Here is an 18613-nt window from a genome sequence, read left to right as displayed (position 1 = left end):
CCTATTCTTTTAATTCCTCATAGGCTTCCATAAAATGTTGAAAAGAAATGTTTCCATACGTATTTTCATCGTTACGAAATAGGCGATCAAACGTAATTTCTTTAGCTTTTTCTAAAGTACATTGTCTGCTGTTCATAAGCAACGAAAAATATGCCATAAAGTATTCTTTGCTTAAATCTCCGCCTTTGTTAATAATCATCCTGTTCACCTCCAAAAAGGGAAAGTAAATGATACCTTCCCTTTGATTTTTAAATTTCAGCAACACGAATTGGCAGCATTTAAATTCGTACTACATACACCTGTTTCAGGTAATTCCAGTTCGACTTTCTTAGAGGCTTCATAATCACCTGATAAATAAGCTACAATGGATCGAACCTGTTCATGACCAGTTGCCATTAGAAATGTTGGTGCCCGACCATAACTTTTTGCTCCCACGATATAAAAATCTTTTTCAGGTTGTCGCAATTCTTTTTCTCCATGCGGGCGTACTGTTCCGCAACTGTGGATATTTGGATCAATTAAAGGTGCAAGATCTTTAACACTTTCTGTTGCTGTATCAATACTGGTTCTGATCTCATTTAAATTTGAGAAATCTGGACGATTGCCTGTATTGACAACCATTTCATCTATATCTGAAATAGCTTTTAACTCTCCTTGTGATTCTCCTATCAGCTCTATTTTGCCTTCTTTTTCATGTATACGTTGAATTCTAAAAGGAGTAATTACTTCAAATATATTTGCATCTACTAAGTTGTGTATATGACTTCCTAACGCTCCTCTTGCCTCAAGTGCATCCAGTTCTTCTCCTCCAAATGCCTCTTTTACGCTATTTTTTCTTAAAATCCATATAATTTTTGTTGTAGGATGTTCTTCTTTTAATTTTGCTAATTCTAATAACGAATTAATAGCAGAATGACCACTTCCAACAACAGCAACACGCTTGTTTAGATAACGGTCTTTATCTTCTCCAAGAATATCTGGAATGCCGTAGAAAATTTGATTTTTTATATCTTTTTCTTCTTTTAACCATATTCCGTTTGAATTTGCAGGATTGGGATTTCCCCAAGTTCCGGTTGCATCTATGACTGCTCTTGCTTCAAATTGTACCAGTTCGTTATCTTGTTCTGCATAAATCACAAAAGGTTGTTGATCTCGATTGGCTGTTTTCATTTTGTCCGTATTTTTGCGGCTAATGGAAATAACCTTTGTATTCACAAACAAGGACTTTTTGATTTCTGGTGTATTTGCTAACGGTTTTAAATACTGGTCAACTAACTCTTTACCAGTAGGCAATTCATCTTGATTCGGTACATTCCAATCTTGCTTTTTAAGAAATTTAAATGCAGTCTTATCAATATTATATTTCCAAGGTGAAAAGACTTGGACATGCTCCCATGATAAAATATTTTCTCCCACTTGGGAACCGGATTCCAATAAAATAAATGATTGTTCATAACTGGCTAAATGGGCTGCTGCGGCAAGGCCTACTGGTCCAGCACCAATGACTGTAATAGGTAAATGTTTGTTATATTGCTTATTACTTTCCTGTTGTAATTCTTCCTGCGGTTGGCAACAATTCGTTTTAATTTCTATACGTTCCATGTTCATCATCCTCCCAAATTTTTACTAACCAATGTTATTTTATCCTCTTTATAAATTTCTTCTTATATGCTTTATCACGAACTTACTATCAGAGCCAGCCCCTCTTAATGTTGCAGAAGAAAAAGAACGTTGCCCTTCAAGTCCAACATAATAAAGTCCGGAAGTATTCTGGCTGATACCAGCTCTTTGCAACGGTCTTCCGTCAACATCAAATTTTTCGATTGATTTTAGATACCCATAATCAGAGCGATACCCTGTAGCAAAAATCACAGTATCCACAGGCTCTTGGTCACCTTCTGACCAAACAACACCATCAGGATAGAAACGCTCGAACATCTTTTTTTGATTAGGGTTACCAATATCTAACTTTTCCTTGTATCCAGCCAAATCAACTGCTGAGCTGGGAATTGGAACTTCTTTTCCGAACCTCCAGAAAGGAAACTTATCGAAGCCGATTGCCTTCACCCAATAGTGTAAATCTATTCCTAATATTTTTTGTTTTACTAACTGCACAGGCTTTCGAACTGCAAGTGTAGTGTTACTCACTTCTGATAATTCCATAGCAATCTGAACGGCTGAATTTCCACTTCCAACAACGATTATTCTTTGACCTATATACTGATCAGGATTTTGATAAGATGAAGAATGAAGGTGATTGCCACGAAAAGTATCCATACCATTCATTTGCGGTATATATGGATTATGAAAAGAGCCGGTGGCGTTAATAATCGTTTTTGCTTCATATGATTTTCCATTAGAAGTTTCAATAGTAAATCCTTTTTGATTACGAGTAACTTTATAAACCCGTTGATTGATTAAGACAGGAAATTTAAACCGTTTGGTATAGGTATCTAAGTAATTGATAACATCTATTTTAGTCGGATATCCTCGTTTGTCTCTGTTCATTCTCATGCCGGGCAAAGAAGATAAACGTGCAGGAGAGAAGAGCTTTAAACTATCATAATAATAAGACCATGAACCAGTTGCTTGCGTATTTGCCTCAAGTATTAAATAATTCAATCCGTATTTTGTTAAGTAATACCCCGACGCAAGGCCAGCCTGCCCTCCGCCAATGACGATAGAGTCATAAATCATTTTGCTCCTCCTTTTACTTGCAAAATGCAAGTATTAATTTTTATAAATTTATCTATCTTGGAGCACAGCAAGAACCAATTTTACCCATTGTATTATTAAGTAGCTGAATAGAGCGAAGCACCGTTTCTTTTTCAAAATCAGTCATATGGGCAAATATTTCTTCTAAATAAGTATTCATCTGTTCATCAATAATTTTAGCTACATTCGTTCCTTCCTTTGTTAACTCAAGTGTATGAATGCGTCGATCATTTAGACTAGGTGTCTTATTAACTAAATTCATTTTTATTAAAGATTGTACTTGTCGACTAAAAGTAGTAATATCCGTCCCTAAGGCTTCTGCAACTTCTTGGACAGACGGAGCGTATTGACGATTGATTTCATAAAGAATATGGCTTTGAATTAACGAAATATCAATTCCATCTGCTGAACAACAATTTTTATTCAAAAGACCAAATCGACGTGTCATCATTTGAAAAAGGTCACGAGTATTTTCCATATATAATTCACCTCTTTAAATAGTTATACAATATTTATTTGTAAAATGCAAGTAACTAAAATTACTTGCATTTTAACTGATAAAAGATTAGCTACTATAGCTTGTATAATATAATTTATAAACTTCTGTAGTGATAGGGTATTGACTAAATTAACTATTACCATGCTTCAAAAAATATTTTCCCAGCTTCTGATGGTAAAAACACTTCAATATCATCCACTCACTGAACACCCGAATAAAGGTTATAGCTTCGAAAAAGTGTTGTCATGCGTCGGTTAATGGAACATTTTTCAAACTGGTCTTCTTCTGCATATTCCAAATTTCTAAATATTTTTCAATGTTTAGAATGACATATTTTAATTCTGTGATATATACCTATTTTCTTATTTTATTTTTACTGATGTGTCAACCTAAGAAATAAAGGCAGAAGCTGTAGAGAACGAACACGAAAGACATTCAACATTCTTTAAAAATCCGCCCTTAGTGTTGTCAGCCTAAAAAACGCCATCTGTCCAAACGACTTTTTAAGTGTATGTATTTGTTTTATAATAAAGGTTTATAATCCTATAAGGGTTCTGATTATTATTGTTGTTTTTCCAATAATGAATTTCTATAATTAGTTGGCGAGACTCCTTGATGTTTTTTGAACTTTACAGAGAATTGAGTACTGTCACTATACCCAATTTCTAAAGCAATATCTGTTATTGATAATTCTTTAAAGAAAAATAATCTTTTAGCTTCTTGTATTCTTAGTTGATGTATATAATTTAAGGGAGTTTTTCCCTTTATTTCTTTAAAACTACGTTGTATATAGTAGGGATTTTTATTCAAAATATTACCTAGCAATTTTAAAGTTATCTTTTCTTTATAGTGTTCTTGTATATATTTCAGTACATCTTTTGTGATTTCCTCTTTATATCCTAGCCAATCCATTTGATTTGACTTACATCTAGTACAAGGTCTGAATCCTTCGTTAATAGCTGAATTTAAATTTTTATAGATAATGACATGTTTTGGGTTAGGAGTTCTAGCTGTACAAGAAGGACGACACACTGTTTTAGTTGTCGATAAGGCATAATAAAACATACCATCATATTTTTCATCGTTATTTTTGATTGCTTTCCATTGTTCCTTGTTCAATTCAATCTCCCCTTCTAAATTCGAAGTCAATATCTATAATGCTGTATTTTTAAAGTTAATGTACAGTTAAAACTAAAGGTCGGTTGTGCACATCTACCTCTATTATGTGAAGGAGATTATTATATGAATTTTATTGAAAAATTTCAATCCGTAGTGATTTTGATAGCAGTAGGAGTAGGACTATTTTTAGGACAGTTTAGTATCTTTGAAAAGAATGCCGAAGCTTTTATTCTTCCATTTTTATTATTCATGCTGTACGGGTTATTTTTAACTATTCCATTACAAAACCTTAAAGTTGCTTTTAAAAACGTGAAATTCTTAGGTACAAGTACTGTACTTAATTTTGTATGGACACCAATGTTAGCTTGGGGATTAGGAGCAATTTTTTTGTCTGATCACCCTGCTTTATGGCTCGGTTTTATTTTGTTTCTAGTTACTCCATGTACAGATTGGTATTTAATCTTTACATCCATTGCAAAAGGGAATATGTCTCTTTCTACATCGGTATTACCAGTTAACTTAATTTTGCAAGTAATGTTGCTGCCAGTTTATTTGTTCATTTTTGCAGGCACAATGGAGACAGTTGGATTATCCACTATCATAGAAAGTGTCATTTTTGTCTTATTTGTCCCGTTTTTATTAGCCAATATAACACGTTATTTATTTAATAAAAAGAAAGCATTCTTAGAAAAGAAACTGATTCCGTTTTTTACTTTCTCGCAAATCGTATTTTTGTGTTTAGCTATTATAGCAATGTTTGCCTCGCAAGGCTATTATCTAATAAATAATTTAGGAGTGATCTTTTTAATCCTTCTTCCGCTTTTATTATTTTTCATAATAAACTTTATTGTTGCACAGACGGTAGGAAAAGTATTTAAGTTTAGCTATGAAGATACAGTAAGTTTAAACATGACAACCATTGCAAGAAATTCACCTGTCGCCTTAGCCATCGTAGTAACAGCATTCCCTGACCAACCATTAATTGCTCTTGCTCTTATAATTGGTCCATTAATTGAATTACCAGTATTGGCGATAGCCTCTCAAAGTTTATTGAGAATTAGAAAACTAGTAAAGTAAATGTCTCTATCTTAATGTAGAAAATCTTCTTTGCTCTTTTCCATCGTTGTATCCCATAAAAAAACGTGTCAGGTAAGAATTGCTAACAACACGTTAGAGTGTCGCGTTTATATCTATTAATTCATTTGGGAGAAGTCAAAATTCCAATCTCAAAACCTCACTTAAAAACGTCATCTATCGGTAAAATACCGCTCGATGACGTTTTAGGTGTGACTATAGATATATTTAATTGTGTTTACATTTTTTAAACATTTGGCTGACAATGACTATAGAGTAATGTTTATTTATACAAGTAAATTTAACTATATTAAAAACTTTTTAATATTTACTAAAACGACTACGTTTTCCTATCCCATTTCGTGCTGCAGTTGCATTATTGTTAGTTGTCCTCAGGTGGTTAACATTATGGATAGCAATATTTTCAGACATGGGGGTTGTATTTTCGGTAATCATGTATCTTAAATCATTATTATCCTTAGCTTGTTCTACATATATACTATAGTGTTCTTGATTTTCTTTCAAGAGTCCCTCCCGATAAATAGTTTACAAGAATTATACTGTATATGATTATTGTTACAAGTATATAATAGGGATTTTGTGGTTATTGTAAACTATACTATATCATTTACATAATGATAACAGAAGACATCAATACACATGATGTCACGTCTCGGTTCATTCGAATAGTCGATCATAAAAATATTATCCATCACATTGTTCTCCTGCCTCTTGACACGAATATAAGTTTGTATATTTATTTATACCCATTATACGAACGTATATTCCACATATTAAGATAAAATAGCATGTTAATATATGGATAAACAGTTAAACTTCAACCGAAATTATGTATAGCGCCTAATGGTAAAGGCGCTTTAGTTTCTTCAATAGTAGAAGTTATGTTCCTAAAAATCTTTTCACTTCATTATTAATTGTTTCAAGAGATACTCCTAATACCTCCTGCAACTTATTTAATGCTTCACGTTCATTAAAATTAGAGTTTAAAATAAATTTCAAAACCTCATCCGTATACTCATACCTGCTAATCGGATCTAATAGATTATAATCATTCTTTTTATAATTCATAAAAGCAGCAACTATAGGTTGTGCTTCTTTAACAATTTCCATAAATGAATCAACTCCCTCCGATATGATTAACTCATCCGGGTCTAAATCATTAGGAAAACAAGCAATACGAACATTGCAGCCAATCTCATCAAGTAGAGCAGCAGCATGAAAACTGTTCTCGTTACCAGCCTTATCTCCATCATAGGCAATGACAATATTCTTTGTTACGCTTTTTAGCAATAGTGCTTGATTTATCGTTAAAGCTGTTCCTAAACTCGCTACAGTATTTTTTACACCATTTTGAGAGGCAGTAAGTACATCAAAATATCCTTCAAGTAATATTGCATAGCCTTGATTTTGAATATCTTCTTTCGCAAGATCAAAACCAAATAAGCAATCTTTTCTTTGAAATAAATTACTTTCTTCAGAGTTTATATATTTCGGCAGATCATCTTTTTTAGATAAAAGTCTGCCACCAAACCCTACTGTATTATTTTGATAATCCGGAATGGGGAAAACAATACGGTCTCTAAACAGAGTGGTTAATTGGCCATTTCTATAACGATGAAGTATTTTTTTATTTACCAGGTCTCTGTAACTGAAACCCTTACTTTTTAGAAAAACCAGCGTATATTTTGTATTGGCCGGTACATAGCCAATGGAATACTTTCGCATGGTTTCTTCCGTTATATTTCTATTTAATAAATAATCTTTCGCTGGCTTACCTTCTTTTGTATACATCAAAATAAAATGGTAAAATCTTTTAAGCCAGTCGAGAGCTTTATAAAAATCATCCATGTTAGTATTTATTTCCTCTTGTATTTCTTGACGTGCTTCCATTACTTTTACCTCCCTTTACAGTGAAAACCCTTGCTTAAAAAACAAGGGTTTTCACTGAACTGTATTCTTTATGTGGATTGTATTTGGCGGTAATTTCTCTGCAGGTAATTTATATTATTTCCTCTTCAAAATAACCTCTGGAGGTGTAATCTCTTTGCATTCAAAAATGGATAATGAAACATACTTTTCAATACATTTGAAATTACTTTCAAATACTTCTAAGACATCTTCAATTGGTACCACATTTGTAATGCCTCCTATATTTAATTCTTGCTCTACATCTTCCAGAAGACGTTGATGAGATCTCTCTCCACCAATAAATAGATATAATTGGCCAGAGATAAATTTCTTTCTACCAATATTAAAAACTTCTGTTTCAAAGTTTTCTTTCACTTCAATTAACGCATATAAATCAATCATCGGATAATCCTTTCGGTTTGCTTTGTGAATGAAGCTATTTTTCACTTGTTTTTTAATAAATTCATTTTGAATTTCTACGATACTTTCCTGATATCCCATAATACGCTCCCCTTTCCTGGCAATTTTTATCTGTTCTCAGTCTTTAGCTGTGAACCGGATATTTTAGAAATACTCATCACGTTTGTATAGTTGGCAATAACTATATCTCTTAGTAATGAACATTTCGTAGTATTTACTTCCTTTTGATTGAATCATTTAAGTTTTTATAATGCTTATACTTATTTACAATTTCTTTTTCTTCATCTAAAAGGATATCCCATAATTTTTCCTGCTGGTCTTCATGCAAAACATGAAATACTGCTGCCCATTGTTCAGTAATCATCTTTATCATTCTCCTTTTTTAATCTGCTATTTAAATTCACTTTTATTGAAATTTTCTATAACAATTTGCTGCAAAAGGACAGTGTTTACAAAAGCGAGATGGTTTGGCTGGAAATATATCTTTATATTTGTCTGGATAAAAATGATATAGATCCAGCTTTTCATTGATTTCGTTGGCAACGTTTAGAGCCCATAATCGGGCTTCTTCCATCTCTTTCTCTGTAAAAAGGTAATTACTTTCTCTTCTAAATCTAAGGAAATAGTAACTCCCCCTCACCGCTTTAATATTTTTTATTTGACTGATTGCCCATGTATATAAAGGGACTTGATAACTCTCTCTCACATCATAAGGGATTCTGTTGGTTTTCCAATCCACAATAGAGCCTTTGGGCTGGACTACATCGATATATCCCTGAAGCATAGGTGCATTTTCATGCGACGATAAAGGCAGTTTAAAATAAGTTTCTGTTTCGCCCATGCCGACAGTGATTGGAGCTCTCCCTACCAAATCAGAAATATCGTCATAGTGAATCTCATGGTAAAAGTCTGCCTCTACAAAACCATTTGTAACGGCCTGGTCGTGGGGTATCCCTTTAATTTTATTATCTATTGCTTTATGAACAGCTTTTCCTAAAGCAAGCGGCTGTGTCATTGGTTCTTCTTTTCCAAGAACATATTTTTGAAAAAAACGATATGGACATTGATCATACAGATTTAATCTACTGAATGAAAATATCATTTTTATCACCCTTTTATTTCAGTGACGATAATCAAATGCCACCTCTTATTAACAAACTAAATAAACCAAATGATAATTATCAAAATCAAATTGATTGAGAATTTTCTTTAACATCAGCTGAGAATAATCCAATTCACAAATGTACCGTTGTTCATAGTTACCATTAAAGATTAAACCGTTTGGACTGGACTCAGAGTTGACTTCCCCCATCTCTATTTTTTTCGCTTCTAAAAACACAATAATATCCTCTAACAGATTTTGGATATCAGCTTCTGTCACAATTTTACCTTCATAAGAATTTTTTCCATCTAGAACATTTTCCAAAAACCAATTATGGATTCCTCTGGCTTCTCTCCAATAAGCAATTTTTTTCATAATGGAAAAGCCCCAGAAGCTGTCTTTTTCAATATAAGGTAATACTTCTGGGTAATTAACCAGATGATTAGAATCCGTCACGTGGTAATTTATAAAACGATTTAACAAAAATAGTCTTTCCACATTATCTTCTTGATGAATAGTAAAAGAAGATTTTTCTGTTCTCACTGTTTTCCCATTTGGAATGTCTATCTTTGGAACGGATAATAAATACATATCTAAACCCATTATTGAACACTCCTTTATTTTTTTAGATAGAAAAGACGTCTTAAAGAATTAAATCTTTAAAACGCCTTTATCAAGTGACTTGTTCAGTACTAGCTTGTTAGAAAGGTAGATCGTCATCTGAAATATCAATAGGTCCACTTTGACCATCAAAGGGATTATTTGACGGGTTGTTCTGCTTCTGTTTTTGTTGGTTTTGATACGGGTTTTTCTGATTTTGATTTTTACCTTGGTAAGGATTATTCTGATTACCATTACGGGTATCAAGAAATTCAACGAAATCAGAAACAACCTCCGTAATATATGCTCTGGTTCCATCATCTTTATCATACGTTCTAGTCTGCATCCTTCCTATTAAACCGACTTGCGAACCTTTTTTGCAATAATTAGCCAAATTTTCAGCTGGACGATTCCAAACAACGCAGTTAATAAAATCAGCTTCACGGTTCCCTTCTTGATTTGAAAAAGGTCTATTAACCGCAATCGTGAAGTTCGCTACAGCTTTTCCATTAGGTGTATATCGTAAGTCAGCATCCTTAACAAGACGACCAATTAACTGTACATTATTCATGATAAAATCTCTCCCTTTATTTGTTTTTATATTTAAAATTAGATAGAATATATCCAACTTAAATATTATTTTTTTGAGACACTCTCCTTTTATGAGAATGTATCTTTACTTTTTTATAGAAAAAGTCTGCCAACAAAATATTAATGAATAAATCGTTTAATTTAATATCCACTGTCTTAATTGAGACTTTCCAAGCAATACGTGCAACTTGTTTACCAGTGATTGCCCATTTATCAAGATCTTTATCCTCTTTGTTATGCTGGTTTATAATTCGTTCATACATTTTTGGTATTGGCAGTTCCCTGCATTTACCCACAAACCATTTCATCGCTTCTATTTTCTTAGCTCCGTTCAATTGGTTGATGCAAAGAAACAGCGCATAATATTTTACCAACTCTGTATACACATACTGATTCCAGTCGTTTTCAACCTGTTCTCGATTCTTTAAAAAATCCTTAAAGTTATTCCGCTTATATTTTTGCCATCCAATCCTGGAAAGCTGTTCTGCGTTAAGTTGATACGCTGGATGAAGTGATTTTTTATTTTTGCCAAAGTATTTCTCTTTGACTTCCGTAAACGATTTCTGCGTTAAATTTGCTTCAAATTTCAACACTCCGCCTTTTTCGCCACAGAAGAAACAACGATAGACTTGATCCTGAGTATTTAAAGAAAGATAAAATTTCTTTCTTTTTTCAGGCTTAGCATCTTCCTGGCAAAAGGGACATTTTGCACGCGTTTCCTTTTTGCCATACGTTTTAGAATCAATTTCAACATTGCAGGCCTGTGCAATATCTAAGATATTTGGCAGCATGTCATCAACCTGCCTTCTGCTCTTGGTCTAACCCCAAGAAGAATTGGAATCCATTTTCTTGAGTAACTTTAATGGAAACCTGTTCATTTTCTGGAAGGGTTGCTGCTTTCTCAACATTGGTATCTCCATGAGCTAATAATGGCAGTGTTTTTCCATCATTTGTTTTGAAAGACATTTTTACGAACTTGTTTTGACCTTTTTGTCCAGCTTGTTTTTGCTGTACAATTCCTTGAAGCACCTGATAATTCTTCTGATTATTGTCCTTCACTAGATTTTTCTTTTCCTCTGTATTGTCGTTATTAACAGCTAGTGTCTGTCCATCAACTGTATCTTCTTTAATCGTCTGCTCGATATAGTCAAGAAAAGTAAAGCTATTTTCTTTATAAATCGAAACAAAAAGCTCTGTTTCAGGCGAAATCTTCTCTAACGCTCTTATCTCTTCATTTCCTTTAACCATCATACTTATTGCTTTGTTTGATTTTGCTTCCACTACATCGCATAAACCATATTGATTACCGCTAGGGCCATCTTTAATAGAAAATGCTTTTAAAATCACTTTCATTTTTTGTGCATTATCGCCACCAATTGCTTCATTAGCATTACTTACTGTTGCTTGCTGCATATATTCTTTTGATGACTTATTTTTTTCTGTCTGCCCGCCGTTATTATTTTCAGATACTGGATTATCAGCGGGAGTATTTGATGATAATTCTGTAACATTTACGTTCATATCTTCTAAGGACATTTCTTCTTGAGTTTGTATCCCACCGAGTGGAAACTGTTTTTTTAAAACAAAAACCTCTGCCACTTTGGTTATCATAATAGACGGCAATGTATCCCAAACATTTTTTTTACCACTTTTTGAAGTGAGTTTGCCGCTGTTTGCTTGAAAGTATTCTGGAAAATCCACGAATATTGCATACGGATCGTATTTTTTATGTTTCAAAACCGCATAAGCTCCTAGAATTTCCCCACGTTCCGAACCAAATTTATGCCTGACCGTTCCCTCAGAAGGGAATATTTCAAACTCATCCCCTTTTTTAACAACTGCTGCAATAGGAGGACCGACATATCCAGGTTGATTTGTAGCCAATCGTAACAAGGCATCTCTTTTAGTGATAAATTTTGTTTTATTCCCCCATTTTTGGAATACGACATCATCTAAAAGAGGATTTAAACCAAGCTCTTCACAATAAGAAATAAAATGATTAGCTTCATCTTCTGTCCCGTATTCCGGCTGGACACACCGAGACCAAATTAAAGATTTCTCATCATTCGAAAATGTAAGCATTTTTTCCATTTTTATCAATCTCCTTGTCTAATTTTTAGAAACAAAAAAAGCCATCGTCCTACCCGTTAACCAGGTACACTAATGGCTTTTAATAAACTGTTTGTTTTAGAAACTTTTTTAAGGATTGATTTTCTTTTTATTTATAGAATTGTATTTATGGCAATACTACTTGCCCGATCAGAATAGTTTTGGGCTCTATATTGTTTCCAGAAACCGCTAAACACAAAGTGATATGCTCTTTAATATTTTCCATAGCTTCATCAACAGAAGCACCGCTTGAACGACAGCCTTCAATAGATGGACATTCCACGGTATAGATACCATCTTCATTCTGCTGAATTAAGACAGGAAATGTTTTAGACACTTCATCACCTCATGAGCCTTACATGGTATTCCCATGATGACTACCCCCTTAACAATAATTTAATAAAAAAAGCCATGGCATTTCCATAACTGGAATGTGAATGACTTTTTTATGAACAATTTAAACTTATAAGTTTTTGTATACTTGACCCCTGGGATGTATTAAAATTATTTTTAATTCATCATTTTCGTGATCTTGCTGAAAAATGATTCTGAAATCACCAACCCGACAGCGCATGCTATCGCTTTTACCTCGGAGCAATCGAACATCTCCCTCAGGTGGTACTTGCATCAATTTCTTAATTGCCTGAAGAATCCTGTCCCTGCTAGGTTTATCCAGTTTTCTCAAATACTTTTCAGCTTTTGAAGAAAAAGCAACATTAGCTAAATAACTCATCTAATTTATCTCCGCTTATTCTAGTATATTTACCTGCTTCCATTTCTTTAATTGCTGCTTTCAATTCTCTTTCTTCCTCTTCCGTCAATTCCTCATCATCCACAGGGAATCTAGAATAAACCATGGAACTTACTATCTTACTGAGTGCAGAGACTTCATCTGAATTCAAACGACCAATCAATAAAAAAAGTCTTTCTTTTTCAGTCATCTTATTCACCTCAGTATCATTATACGTAGCTTTCATGAAAATACACTCCTTTTTATTATTTTAACATGAAACTCCACATATGTGGATCAATCAAGATCCCTCCCTTTTTTAGAATTAGAGTATATAAAAAAAGCCAATTTACCCATGTTCTACATGAGAAAAATTGACTTTTAATAACTATATAATGGACATACATATCCTTTTGTGACCGAAGCCTGCCTAGCATTTCCTTAAAAAAACACGAGAATACAAAGGCAAAAAATTTATGCCGAATCTCCTTCTTGAATGAAGGTATGACGACTTCTGCTAAAATGCAGCTTAACAATTAATAATAAATATATGTCAATAGTAACAAAAGGATATTAATTGTCAAGAGGATTCCCGAAAAATGTCTAAAAAGAAAACAAAAGACATTTTAAACGCACATTTTATTTTAATTCAATATCTGCTGCTTAACCAATTCCAAAACTCTACAAGCAAAGTTTCTGGAGTAATTTTTTGCGTATAAACAGGGTATAATAATTATAAAATCACATATACTAGTAAAGGCTGCCCTTGTTTTATCACATAGAACGGTTACAATAAATCTACCTCCCGCTAAGAGGGGTAGCGCTATTTAGAGTCTTTAACCCCTTCACGCTTTCCAGGCATATGAGGGGTTATTTTCTTTCATTTTTATCGGACTTGATAAGAGTCACCAAGGCCCAAAAAGAGATCATCAGTGCCAGACTTCCGTAATATTCATTGCCATCTACCTCCTGTTGGGAAAATCCAGAAGAAGAACGGTGCACCACTCCTCATAATAAATGTGTTTATTTAAGGGAAGATAATGCTTAAACCATTTAATATTAGATGGTTTTCATGTAAATGCACTTAGATAAGGGTAATTATCATTGACAAAAACAAATAATAATCGTATATTATTGTTAGAAACCTATATAATAATAAAGACCGCCCCATGTTATCTCATGGAACGGTCACAATAGACGCACCCATTAAGAGGGGCGGCGCTTTGTTAGATTAAAAATAACCCCAAAAACGCCTGCTAAGCATATGAGGGGTTATTTTTTTGCATTATTTTCAGACATGATAAAAGCTACTAAAGCTCCAAAGGAGATCATTAACGCTAAAGTTTCTCCAATGTCCATAGGCGACACCTCCCTTCTTTAGGAGATTCCAAAGAAGGTAATCCGGTGCGCCACCCCTCATATGAAGTTAGTCTATTGTTAAAAATAGTATAACATAAAATTTTTAACAAAGAGTTTGATATGAAATATTTATAAACTTTCTTACTGGACTTCTTTCACCACATCCCCATCTCGATTCAACAAATAAAAAAGATCCTGCGAATTTTCTTCATTTGCTATTTTTTCATCTGTTGTGATTCGCATTTTTATACTTGCTGTATGCACCAATATTGGCTCGATATGCTTAAAACTCTCTGTGATGATAATTATACGTGTATTGAATGTATGCTTTTTCCATTTCAAAAAATTTATTAAATCATTCGTCTCTCCACGAATTACATATACAAACAGCGGATTATTATTTAATGAAATTCCTCCTACGAATGGATCCGGAGCCGGTATTATCTCCTCATCATAAAAAAATTGATACAAATTGAAAAATAAAATGCGTTTTAAAACATCTTCTATCCTATATTCCACCCAATAATTCGGTTCATAACAATCTGATAAATGTGTAATGATACTACCTGTACTGCCGAGTGTGTAGATAGGAATGATTTTATTTTCCAATTTGATTTCGTGTCGTACAAGCTTTTTCTCTCTTACCATCTTCTTTAATCTTTTTTTATCCAGATTGAAAAGACGGAAGAGCTGTCTTCCGCCTATAACTCCAATCTTTGCTAAAGCATCTAACGCTTTTCTTTCTTTGGGTGAATCGCACTGTATAAAATCCATTACTATCTCATTGGAAGGGACTCTTGACCAAAATAAACGCCATTCTTGTTGTAAAGAGTAGGCATTCTTCATCCGTTTACACCTACTTTACACTGGTAATCCGAGTACGAATTTGTTCTTCTTTTGTATCAATCGACTGAATGCGAACTAACACCTTGTCTCCTTTTTTTACATTCTGAAATTTCAAGTGAGTTGCAAGGGAGTCTACACCAGGTTCTAAATTGATAAAGATTCCATATTCGCGTACACCCGATACTGTTCCCATGTACTCTCCACCACGTTGGTAATTTTTTAGACAATCGGGCCAAGGATTTTTCTGAGCAGCTTTTGCACTTACCTTGACTACAGTTCTAGTCTCTTTTTCCGCTTCCGCTGTTTCTCCTTCTGCTTCTTTCTCTTCAATTTTCGTTACCTTCACTTTTAAAGGCTGCCCAACCTGAACTTCGTCTTGTAGGCTATCGATCCAACCATATCTGACTTCATCGATTGGAATACGGACAGTAATACCTCCGATATCTGCAATCACTGTTTTATCGGTAACATGACGGGCGACTGCCGGGATAATATCTCCCTCCGAAATCTTTCGTAACGTGATTTTCGCCATTTCTTCTTGGGCTTTTGTACGTGAAGCTGTAAAAAGCTCTGCTTCTCGGTCATAATTTAAAATCATAAAAGCTACTTCTTGCCCTGTCATTGATCGCAGCTGTCTTAAATTATTTGCACCAGTAAATTCAAGTGGAATAATACCTTTAATTCTTCCCACATGAACAATAGCGCAGGTTTTCTCGCTATCTCCTTCTCCAATTGTTTCAATTCCGGTAATAGTTCCTTGCAAAAACTTTTTATTTTGATAAGCACCATATACTTGTTCCCAATCCTTGTCGCTATAATCCACATTGTCATCCTGGAATTTTTCCGGGTCAAATCCTTCAATTAACACATTTTCTAAAATATCTGCCATTTTAAATCTCTCCTCTTTTAGTATTTGAATTATTAAAAGTACTTTATCTAAAGAAACATACACAAAGATTAACTATTTAATCTCTCCTCAATCCCTTTCAGGCCCTTTAAAATAAGATTTATTTTTTCGACTCTGTAGGCTGCTTCATAACCTGGAATAGTATCTTTAAACTCATAGGAATTAATTAAACCGATGATATCTTCAACTACATGACGTACATCAAAATCAGTAAAATCTTTAATCTCAATATCTAGGCTGGCGTTATAATACTTTTTTATGACATGATCTAACACAGAATTCGCCATTGCTGCTCACCTCCTTTAAATTGACGTAATATAAAAAGCCCTTATCTATTTAATGATTAGTTAAATTAGATAAGAGCTTATTAATCCCAAAATCCGTCAGATGATTGTGAAACTGGCTGACTTTTAGTTTTATCATCAGGATTATTATCATGTTGTTCAGATTGTTCTTTGGATTCATGTTCATGCGTTTTTTCCGAACTTGCTGTATCTGTAAATGATTTGTCATCTGAATCAACGTCGTTGTTTGACTGCGTGGAAGAAAGATTCGATTTGTGATTTGTATTGGTCATAAAGCTAAGTTTTCTTCTTGCTTCCCTGTTTGTTACAAAAGCTTCTTTTTGGACAGAATCCCTTTCTAAAGATTTGTCTTTATTTTCATTTTCATTCAGAAGTTTTTCCTCTGACTCAGAAATTGTTTTCCTTTCATTTAAAAGAAATTTCATTTTCTTCATTCCTCCAGTCCCTATTTGTAAGATTCTAATTAGCATATTTGATTTTTCCCATTCTTTCTTTTCCTTCCAATTTCTTGGTACAGGGTTTCCTTTTGCTAAAGATGGCTTCTGTACTTGCCCTTCATAAACAATTTTGTGAATATAACTGTAAGCGGGCAGCCCGTCCATAATGTCAGTAGCATCAAACCTAAACTCTTCCAACTCCGTATCCCTATATGAATCAGGAAATAAAACTGGCATAAAAATACGATTTTTATAGGTTGATTGCCTCATGATGACTTTATCTTTTCCAAATTCCTTCGCAAACTCTTCGGCATCATCTACACCGACGCCACCGTAAACAATTTTATTACGGCAGTTAATTAAGATAGATTGTTTCATCGCTTTAGCAGAGATTTTTCCACTCTCTAATTCTAGTTGGCCAGCGGATTGAACCGCAAAAATGCCAGCAACCATATAACTTCTGGCGATCGAGAGAAATCGCTCAATTTCAGGATTAATATAACGCGAATATTCATCAGCAATGAGAAAATGAGGTATTCTTATTTCCTTAGGGCCAGGTCGATTAAATGTTCCATTTTGCAGATGCATTATGATAAACTGCCCGAATGCATCGCCGGCTGTACCAAGTTTCCCCAGTTCTGTATTGACGATTAAGACGCCACCCTCTTCGAAATGCTTATGAATATTAACGTCACTTTTGCCTGTCATTATTCGCTTCAACAAGTCATTGCTGGTGATATTTTCAAGCTGTGCTCGTAAACCAATGACAAACTGACGATATTTTTCCGCTTGCTGGCCTAATAACTCTGATTCAAAAAAATGAACAAGATCGGTGACTCCATCACGTGCTTTTAATTCTTGTACTTTCTTTTTCAATTCATCGATATCACGCAGCTTATTCATCACATCTATGATATCCATGTCATCCCCGTGAAGTTCTTTCAATAATTTGGTGACGTTTCGGGCTGACAGTTCTTGAACCGTGGCAAAAAAAGCTTCTTGCTTACCGAATAATCCTTTAAGTACGACAACGGTTGCTTCTGCTACATCATTAATATCTCCCTCCATCGGGTTAAATTTATTTGTATCAGGGCTTAAAGGGTCAATAAAAATATATGGGATACCTATATGGTCACAAAAATTTTTTACTTCCAGAGCAAAGTCACGCTTTGGTTCAATAACCGTTAACCCTAGCTTTTTACCAATCTTTTTTTGGACCAGCAGCTGATACGCTATTGGCTCCAAGGTGGAAAATGTTTTACCAGAACCGGTTGCTCCAACAATGAGAGAATGAACTAAGAAATCTTTTTCTTTCAGTAATATTGGAGTATCTTTATGTTCTAAAGACTCTCCAATTTTTACAATGATTTCCTTGTTCTTTTTCAGATAGCCTTTCAGATCTTTTTTATATTTTGAATAGATCTCATCCAGCTCATTTTTAGGAGCATTTTTAATCCGTTTGTTTCCCCTTTTTTCCTTCAAATTCTTTGCGGCTCTTGAGTACATAAAGTTTACATAAAAGCCTATAGTTCCAAATATTCCTAGACAAATTTTCATCATTGTGAGATTGCTCACCAAACTATCCCACTGCCAATGTTGGTAAACTAAACTGCCCGCTATCATTACAATAAATAACGTATTAGCTAAGATAATCAATCGTTTATACGCTTTTCCATCAGGTTGTTTGAATAAAACAATCACAATTATTAGAGTTGATTGAATACCTGCTGTTATAACTATTTGGAATATAGTTGGAATATATAGGTTATTGAACATGAAGGTAATGCCTGCACCAGCAAACAATAAAGCAATCAGACTTACTATTAGATGCACTTTAAACACCCCCTTTTCTTTCCAATGTTGATGGCAAC

23 protein-coding genes are annotated in these 18613 nt (G+C 33.9%); 1 reads left to right on the top strand and 22 read right to left on the bottom strand.

Annotation, left to right across the window (positions count from 1 at the left end):
- Position 1: 1 nt before the first annotated feature.
- From BN986_RS12635 to BN986_RS12615, 6 genes are all read right to left on the bottom strand, one after another.
- The gene (locus BN986_RS12635) at positions 2–199 is read right to left on the bottom strand and encodes a hypothetical protein (protein ID WP_040980459.1); all 198 of its coding nucleotides are present in this window, start codon (positions 197–199) and stop codon (positions 2–4) included.
- Positions 200–255: 56 nt separating this feature from the next.
- Positions 256–1611: an NAD(P)-binding domain-containing protein gene (locus BN986_RS12630; RefSeq protein ID WP_040980457.1), complete on the bottom strand. Its 1356-nt coding sequence runs from the start codon at positions 1609–1611 to the stop codon at positions 256–258.
- A gap of 39 nt (positions 1612–1650) precedes the next feature.
- Positions 1651–2697 (bottom strand): flavin-containing monooxygenase, encoded by a 1047-nt coding sequence (locus BN986_RS12625; protein ID WP_040980455.1) that lies wholly within the window; start codon positions 2695–2697, stop codon positions 1651–1653.
- A 52-nt stretch (positions 2698–2749) separates the two neighbouring features.
- Entirely contained in the window at positions 2750–3193 is a 444-nt protein-coding gene (locus BN986_RS12620) for a MarR family winged helix-turn-helix transcriptional regulator (protein WP_040980454.1), read from the bottom strand.
- Between the two features lie 220 nt (positions 3194–3413).
- The gene (locus BN986_RS28190) at positions 3414–3512 is read right to left on the bottom strand and encodes a hypothetical protein (RefSeq protein WP_476739073.1); all 99 of its coding nucleotides are present in this window, start codon (positions 3510–3512) and stop codon (positions 3414–3416) included.
- 263 nt (positions 3513–3775) lie between these two features.
- Complete coding sequence (locus BN986_RS12615; RefSeq protein ID WP_040980452.1) at positions 3776–4333, bottom strand: Ada metal-binding domain-containing protein; 558 nt, start codon at positions 4331–4333, stop codon at positions 3776–3778.
- A gap of 123 nt (positions 4334–4456) precedes the next feature.
- On the opposite strand from BN986_RS12615, the gene BN986_RS12610 reads away from it, so the two are divergent.
- Positions 4457–5410, top strand: a complete 954-nt coding sequence (locus BN986_RS12610) for an arsenic resistance protein (protein WP_040980450.1) — start codon at positions 4457–4459, stop codon at positions 5408–5410.
- A 318-nt stretch (positions 5411–5728) separates the two neighbouring features.
- On the opposite strand, the gene BN986_RS12605 is transcribed toward BN986_RS12610, so the two are convergent.
- From BN986_RS12605 to BN986_RS25740, 16 genes are all read right to left on the bottom strand, one after another.
- The gene (locus tag BN986_RS12605; protein WP_040980448.1) at positions 5729–5932 is read right to left on the bottom strand and encodes a hypothetical protein; all 204 of its coding nucleotides are present in this window, start codon (positions 5930–5932) and stop codon (positions 5729–5731) included.
- Positions 5933–6307: 375 nt separating this feature from the next.
- Positions 6308–7318, bottom strand: a complete 1011-nt coding sequence (locus BN986_RS12600; protein ID WP_052400767.1) for a DNA primase — start codon at positions 7316–7318, stop codon at positions 6308–6310.
- 114 nt (positions 7319–7432) lie between these two features.
- Positions 7433–7837, bottom strand: coding sequence for a hypothetical protein (locus tag BN986_RS12595; RefSeq protein WP_040980446.1), 405 nt, complete (start codon positions 7835–7837; stop codon positions 7433–7435).
- Positions 7838–7970: 133 nt separating this feature from the next.
- A complete protein-coding gene (locus BN986_RS27030) occupies positions 7971–8120 on the bottom strand; it encodes a hypothetical protein (protein ID WP_157037078.1) in 150 nt (49 codons plus the stop codon).
- Between the two features lie 42 nt (positions 8121–8162).
- Positions 8163–8858, bottom strand: coding sequence for a PD-(D/E)XK nuclease family protein (locus BN986_RS12590; RefSeq protein WP_040980444.1), 696 nt, complete (start codon positions 8856–8858; stop codon positions 8163–8165).
- A 48-nt stretch (positions 8859–8906) separates the two neighbouring features.
- Complete coding sequence (locus BN986_RS12585; protein WP_040980442.1) at positions 8907–9461, bottom strand: hypothetical protein; 555 nt, start codon at positions 9459–9461, stop codon at positions 8907–8909.
- A 97-nt stretch (positions 9462–9558) separates the two neighbouring features.
- Positions 9559–10032: a single-stranded DNA-binding protein gene (ssb, locus tag BN986_RS12580; RefSeq protein WP_040980887.1), complete on the bottom strand. Its 474-nt coding sequence runs from the start codon at positions 10030–10032 to the stop codon at positions 9559–9561.
- A gap of 55 nt (positions 10033–10087) precedes the next feature.
- A complete protein-coding gene (locus tag BN986_RS12575) occupies positions 10088–10840 on the bottom strand; it encodes a CHC2 zinc finger domain-containing protein (protein ID WP_040980440.1) in 753 nt (250 codons plus the stop codon).
- Between the two features lie 4 nt (positions 10841–10844).
- Positions 10845–12140, bottom strand: a complete 1296-nt coding sequence (locus BN986_RS12570) for a recombinase RecT (RefSeq protein ID WP_040980439.1) — start codon at positions 12138–12140, stop codon at positions 10845–10847.
- A 145-nt stretch (positions 12141–12285) separates the two neighbouring features.
- The gene (locus tag BN986_RS12565) at positions 12286–12495 is read right to left on the bottom strand and encodes a type II toxin-antitoxin system HicB family antitoxin (protein WP_040980437.1); all 210 of its coding nucleotides are present in this window, start codon (positions 12493–12495) and stop codon (positions 12286–12288) included.
- 126 nt (positions 12496–12621) lie between these two features.
- Positions 12622–12891, bottom strand: a complete 270-nt coding sequence (locus BN986_RS12560; protein ID WP_040980435.1) for a type II toxin-antitoxin system RelE family toxin — start codon at positions 12889–12891, stop codon at positions 12622–12624.
- Positions 12875–13135: a hypothetical protein gene (locus BN986_RS12555; protein WP_040980433.1), complete on the bottom strand. Its 261-nt coding sequence runs from the start codon at positions 13133–13135 to the stop codon at positions 12875–12877. The genes BN986_RS12560 and BN986_RS12555 overlap by 17 nt, the downstream gene beginning before the upstream one ends.
- Positions 13136–14388: 1253 nt before the next feature.
- Positions 14389–15093 carry a hypothetical protein gene (locus tag BN986_RS12550; protein WP_040980431.1) on the bottom strand — a complete coding sequence of 235 codons (705 nt, stop codon included), beginning with the start codon at positions 15091–15093 and terminating at the stop codon, positions 14389–14391.
- A gap of 10 nt (positions 15094–15103) precedes the next feature.
- Complete coding sequence (locus tag BN986_RS12545; protein WP_052400766.1) at positions 15104–15982, bottom strand: S1 RNA-binding domain-containing protein; 879 nt, start codon at positions 15980–15982, stop codon at positions 15104–15106.
- A 68-nt stretch (positions 15983–16050) separates the two neighbouring features.
- Positions 16051–16287: a hypothetical protein gene (locus BN986_RS12540; protein WP_040980429.1), complete on the bottom strand. Its 237-nt coding sequence runs from the start codon at positions 16285–16287 to the stop codon at positions 16051–16053.
- Between the two features lie 80 nt (positions 16288–16367).
- Complete coding sequence (locus BN986_RS25740; protein ID WP_052400765.1) at positions 16368–18575, bottom strand: type IV secretory system conjugative DNA transfer family protein; 2208 nt, start codon at positions 18573–18575, stop codon at positions 16368–16370.
- Positions 18576–18613 lie beyond the last annotated feature (38 nt).

Origin of the sequence: Oceanobacillus jeddahensis (assembly GCF_000750635.1) — a bacterium.
GTDB lineage: Bacteria > Bacillota > Bacilli > Bacillales > Amphibacillaceae > Oceanobacillus > Oceanobacillus jeddahense.
Note: the sequence above shows the minus strand (reverse complement) of the source record. Positions and strands in the feature narration are given on the sequence as shown.

What these genes read in the sequence shown, in the direction of transcription:
- BN986_RS12635 (WP_040980459.1), bottom strand. Translation starts at nt 199, where the DNA reads ATGATTATTAACAAAGGCGGAGATTTAAGCAAAGAATACTTTATGGCA.
- BN986_RS12570 (WP_040980439.1), bottom strand. Translation starts at nt 12,140, where the DNA reads ATGGAAAAAATGCTTACATTTTCGAATGATGAGAAATCTTTAATTTGG.
- BN986_RS12600 (WP_052400767.1), bottom strand. Translation starts at nt 7,318, where the DNA reads ATGGAAGCACGTCAAGAAATACAAGAGGAAATAAATACTAACATGGAT.
- BN986_RS12575 (WP_040980440.1), bottom strand. Translation starts at nt 10,840, where the DNA reads ATGCTGCCAAATATCTTAGATATTGCACAGGCCTGCAATGTTGAAATT.
- BN986_RS12630 (WP_040980457.1), bottom strand. Translation starts at nt 1,611, where the DNA reads ATGATGAACATGGAACGTATAGAAATTAAAACGAATTGTTGCCAACCG.
- BN986_RS12545 (WP_052400766.1), bottom strand. Translation starts at nt 15,982, where the DNA reads ATGGCAGATATTTTAGAAAATGTGTTAATTGAAGGATTTGACCCGGAA.
- BN986_RS12540 (WP_040980429.1), bottom strand. Translation starts at nt 16,287, where the DNA reads ATGGCGAATTCTGTGTTAGATCATGTCATAAAAAAGTATTATAACGCC.
- BN986_RS12585 (WP_040980442.1), bottom strand. Translation starts at nt 9,461, where the DNA reads ATGGGTTTAGATATGTATTTATTATCCGTTCCAAAGATAGACATTCCA.
- BN986_RS12595 (WP_040980446.1), bottom strand. Translation starts at nt 7,837, where the DNA reads ATGGGATATCAGGAAAGTATCGTAGAAATTCAAAATGAATTTATTAAA.
- BN986_RS12610 (WP_040980450.1), top strand. Translation starts at nt 4,457, where the DNA reads ATGAATTTTATTGAAAAATTTCAATCCGTAGTGATTTTGATAGCAGTA.
- BN986_RS27030 (WP_157037078.1), bottom strand. Translation starts at nt 8,120, where the DNA reads ATGATTACTGAACAATGGGCAGCAGTATTTCATGTTTTGCATGAAGAC.
- BN986_RS12590 (WP_040980444.1), bottom strand. Translation starts at nt 8,858, where the DNA reads ATGATATTTTCATTCAGTAGATTAAATCTGTATGATCAATGTCCATAT.
- BN986_RS12560 (WP_040980435.1), bottom strand. Translation starts at nt 12,891, where the DNA reads ATGAGTTATTTAGCTAATGTTGCTTTTTCTTCAAAAGCTGAAAAGTAT.
- BN986_RS12550 (WP_040980431.1), bottom strand. Translation starts at nt 15,093, where the DNA reads ATGAAGAATGCCTACTCTTTACAACAAGAATGGCGTTTATTTTGGTCA.
- BN986_RS12625 (WP_040980455.1), bottom strand. Translation starts at nt 2,697, where the DNA reads ATGATTTATGACTCTATCGTCATTGGCGGAGGGCAGGCTGGCCTTGCG.
- BN986_RS12555 (WP_040980433.1), bottom strand. Translation starts at nt 13,135, where the DNA reads ATGAAAGCTACGTATAATGATACTGAGGTGAATAAGATGACTGAAAAA.
- BN986_RS12620 (WP_040980454.1), bottom strand. Translation starts at nt 3,193, where the DNA reads ATGGAAAATACTCGTGACCTTTTTCAAATGATGACACGTCGATTTGGT.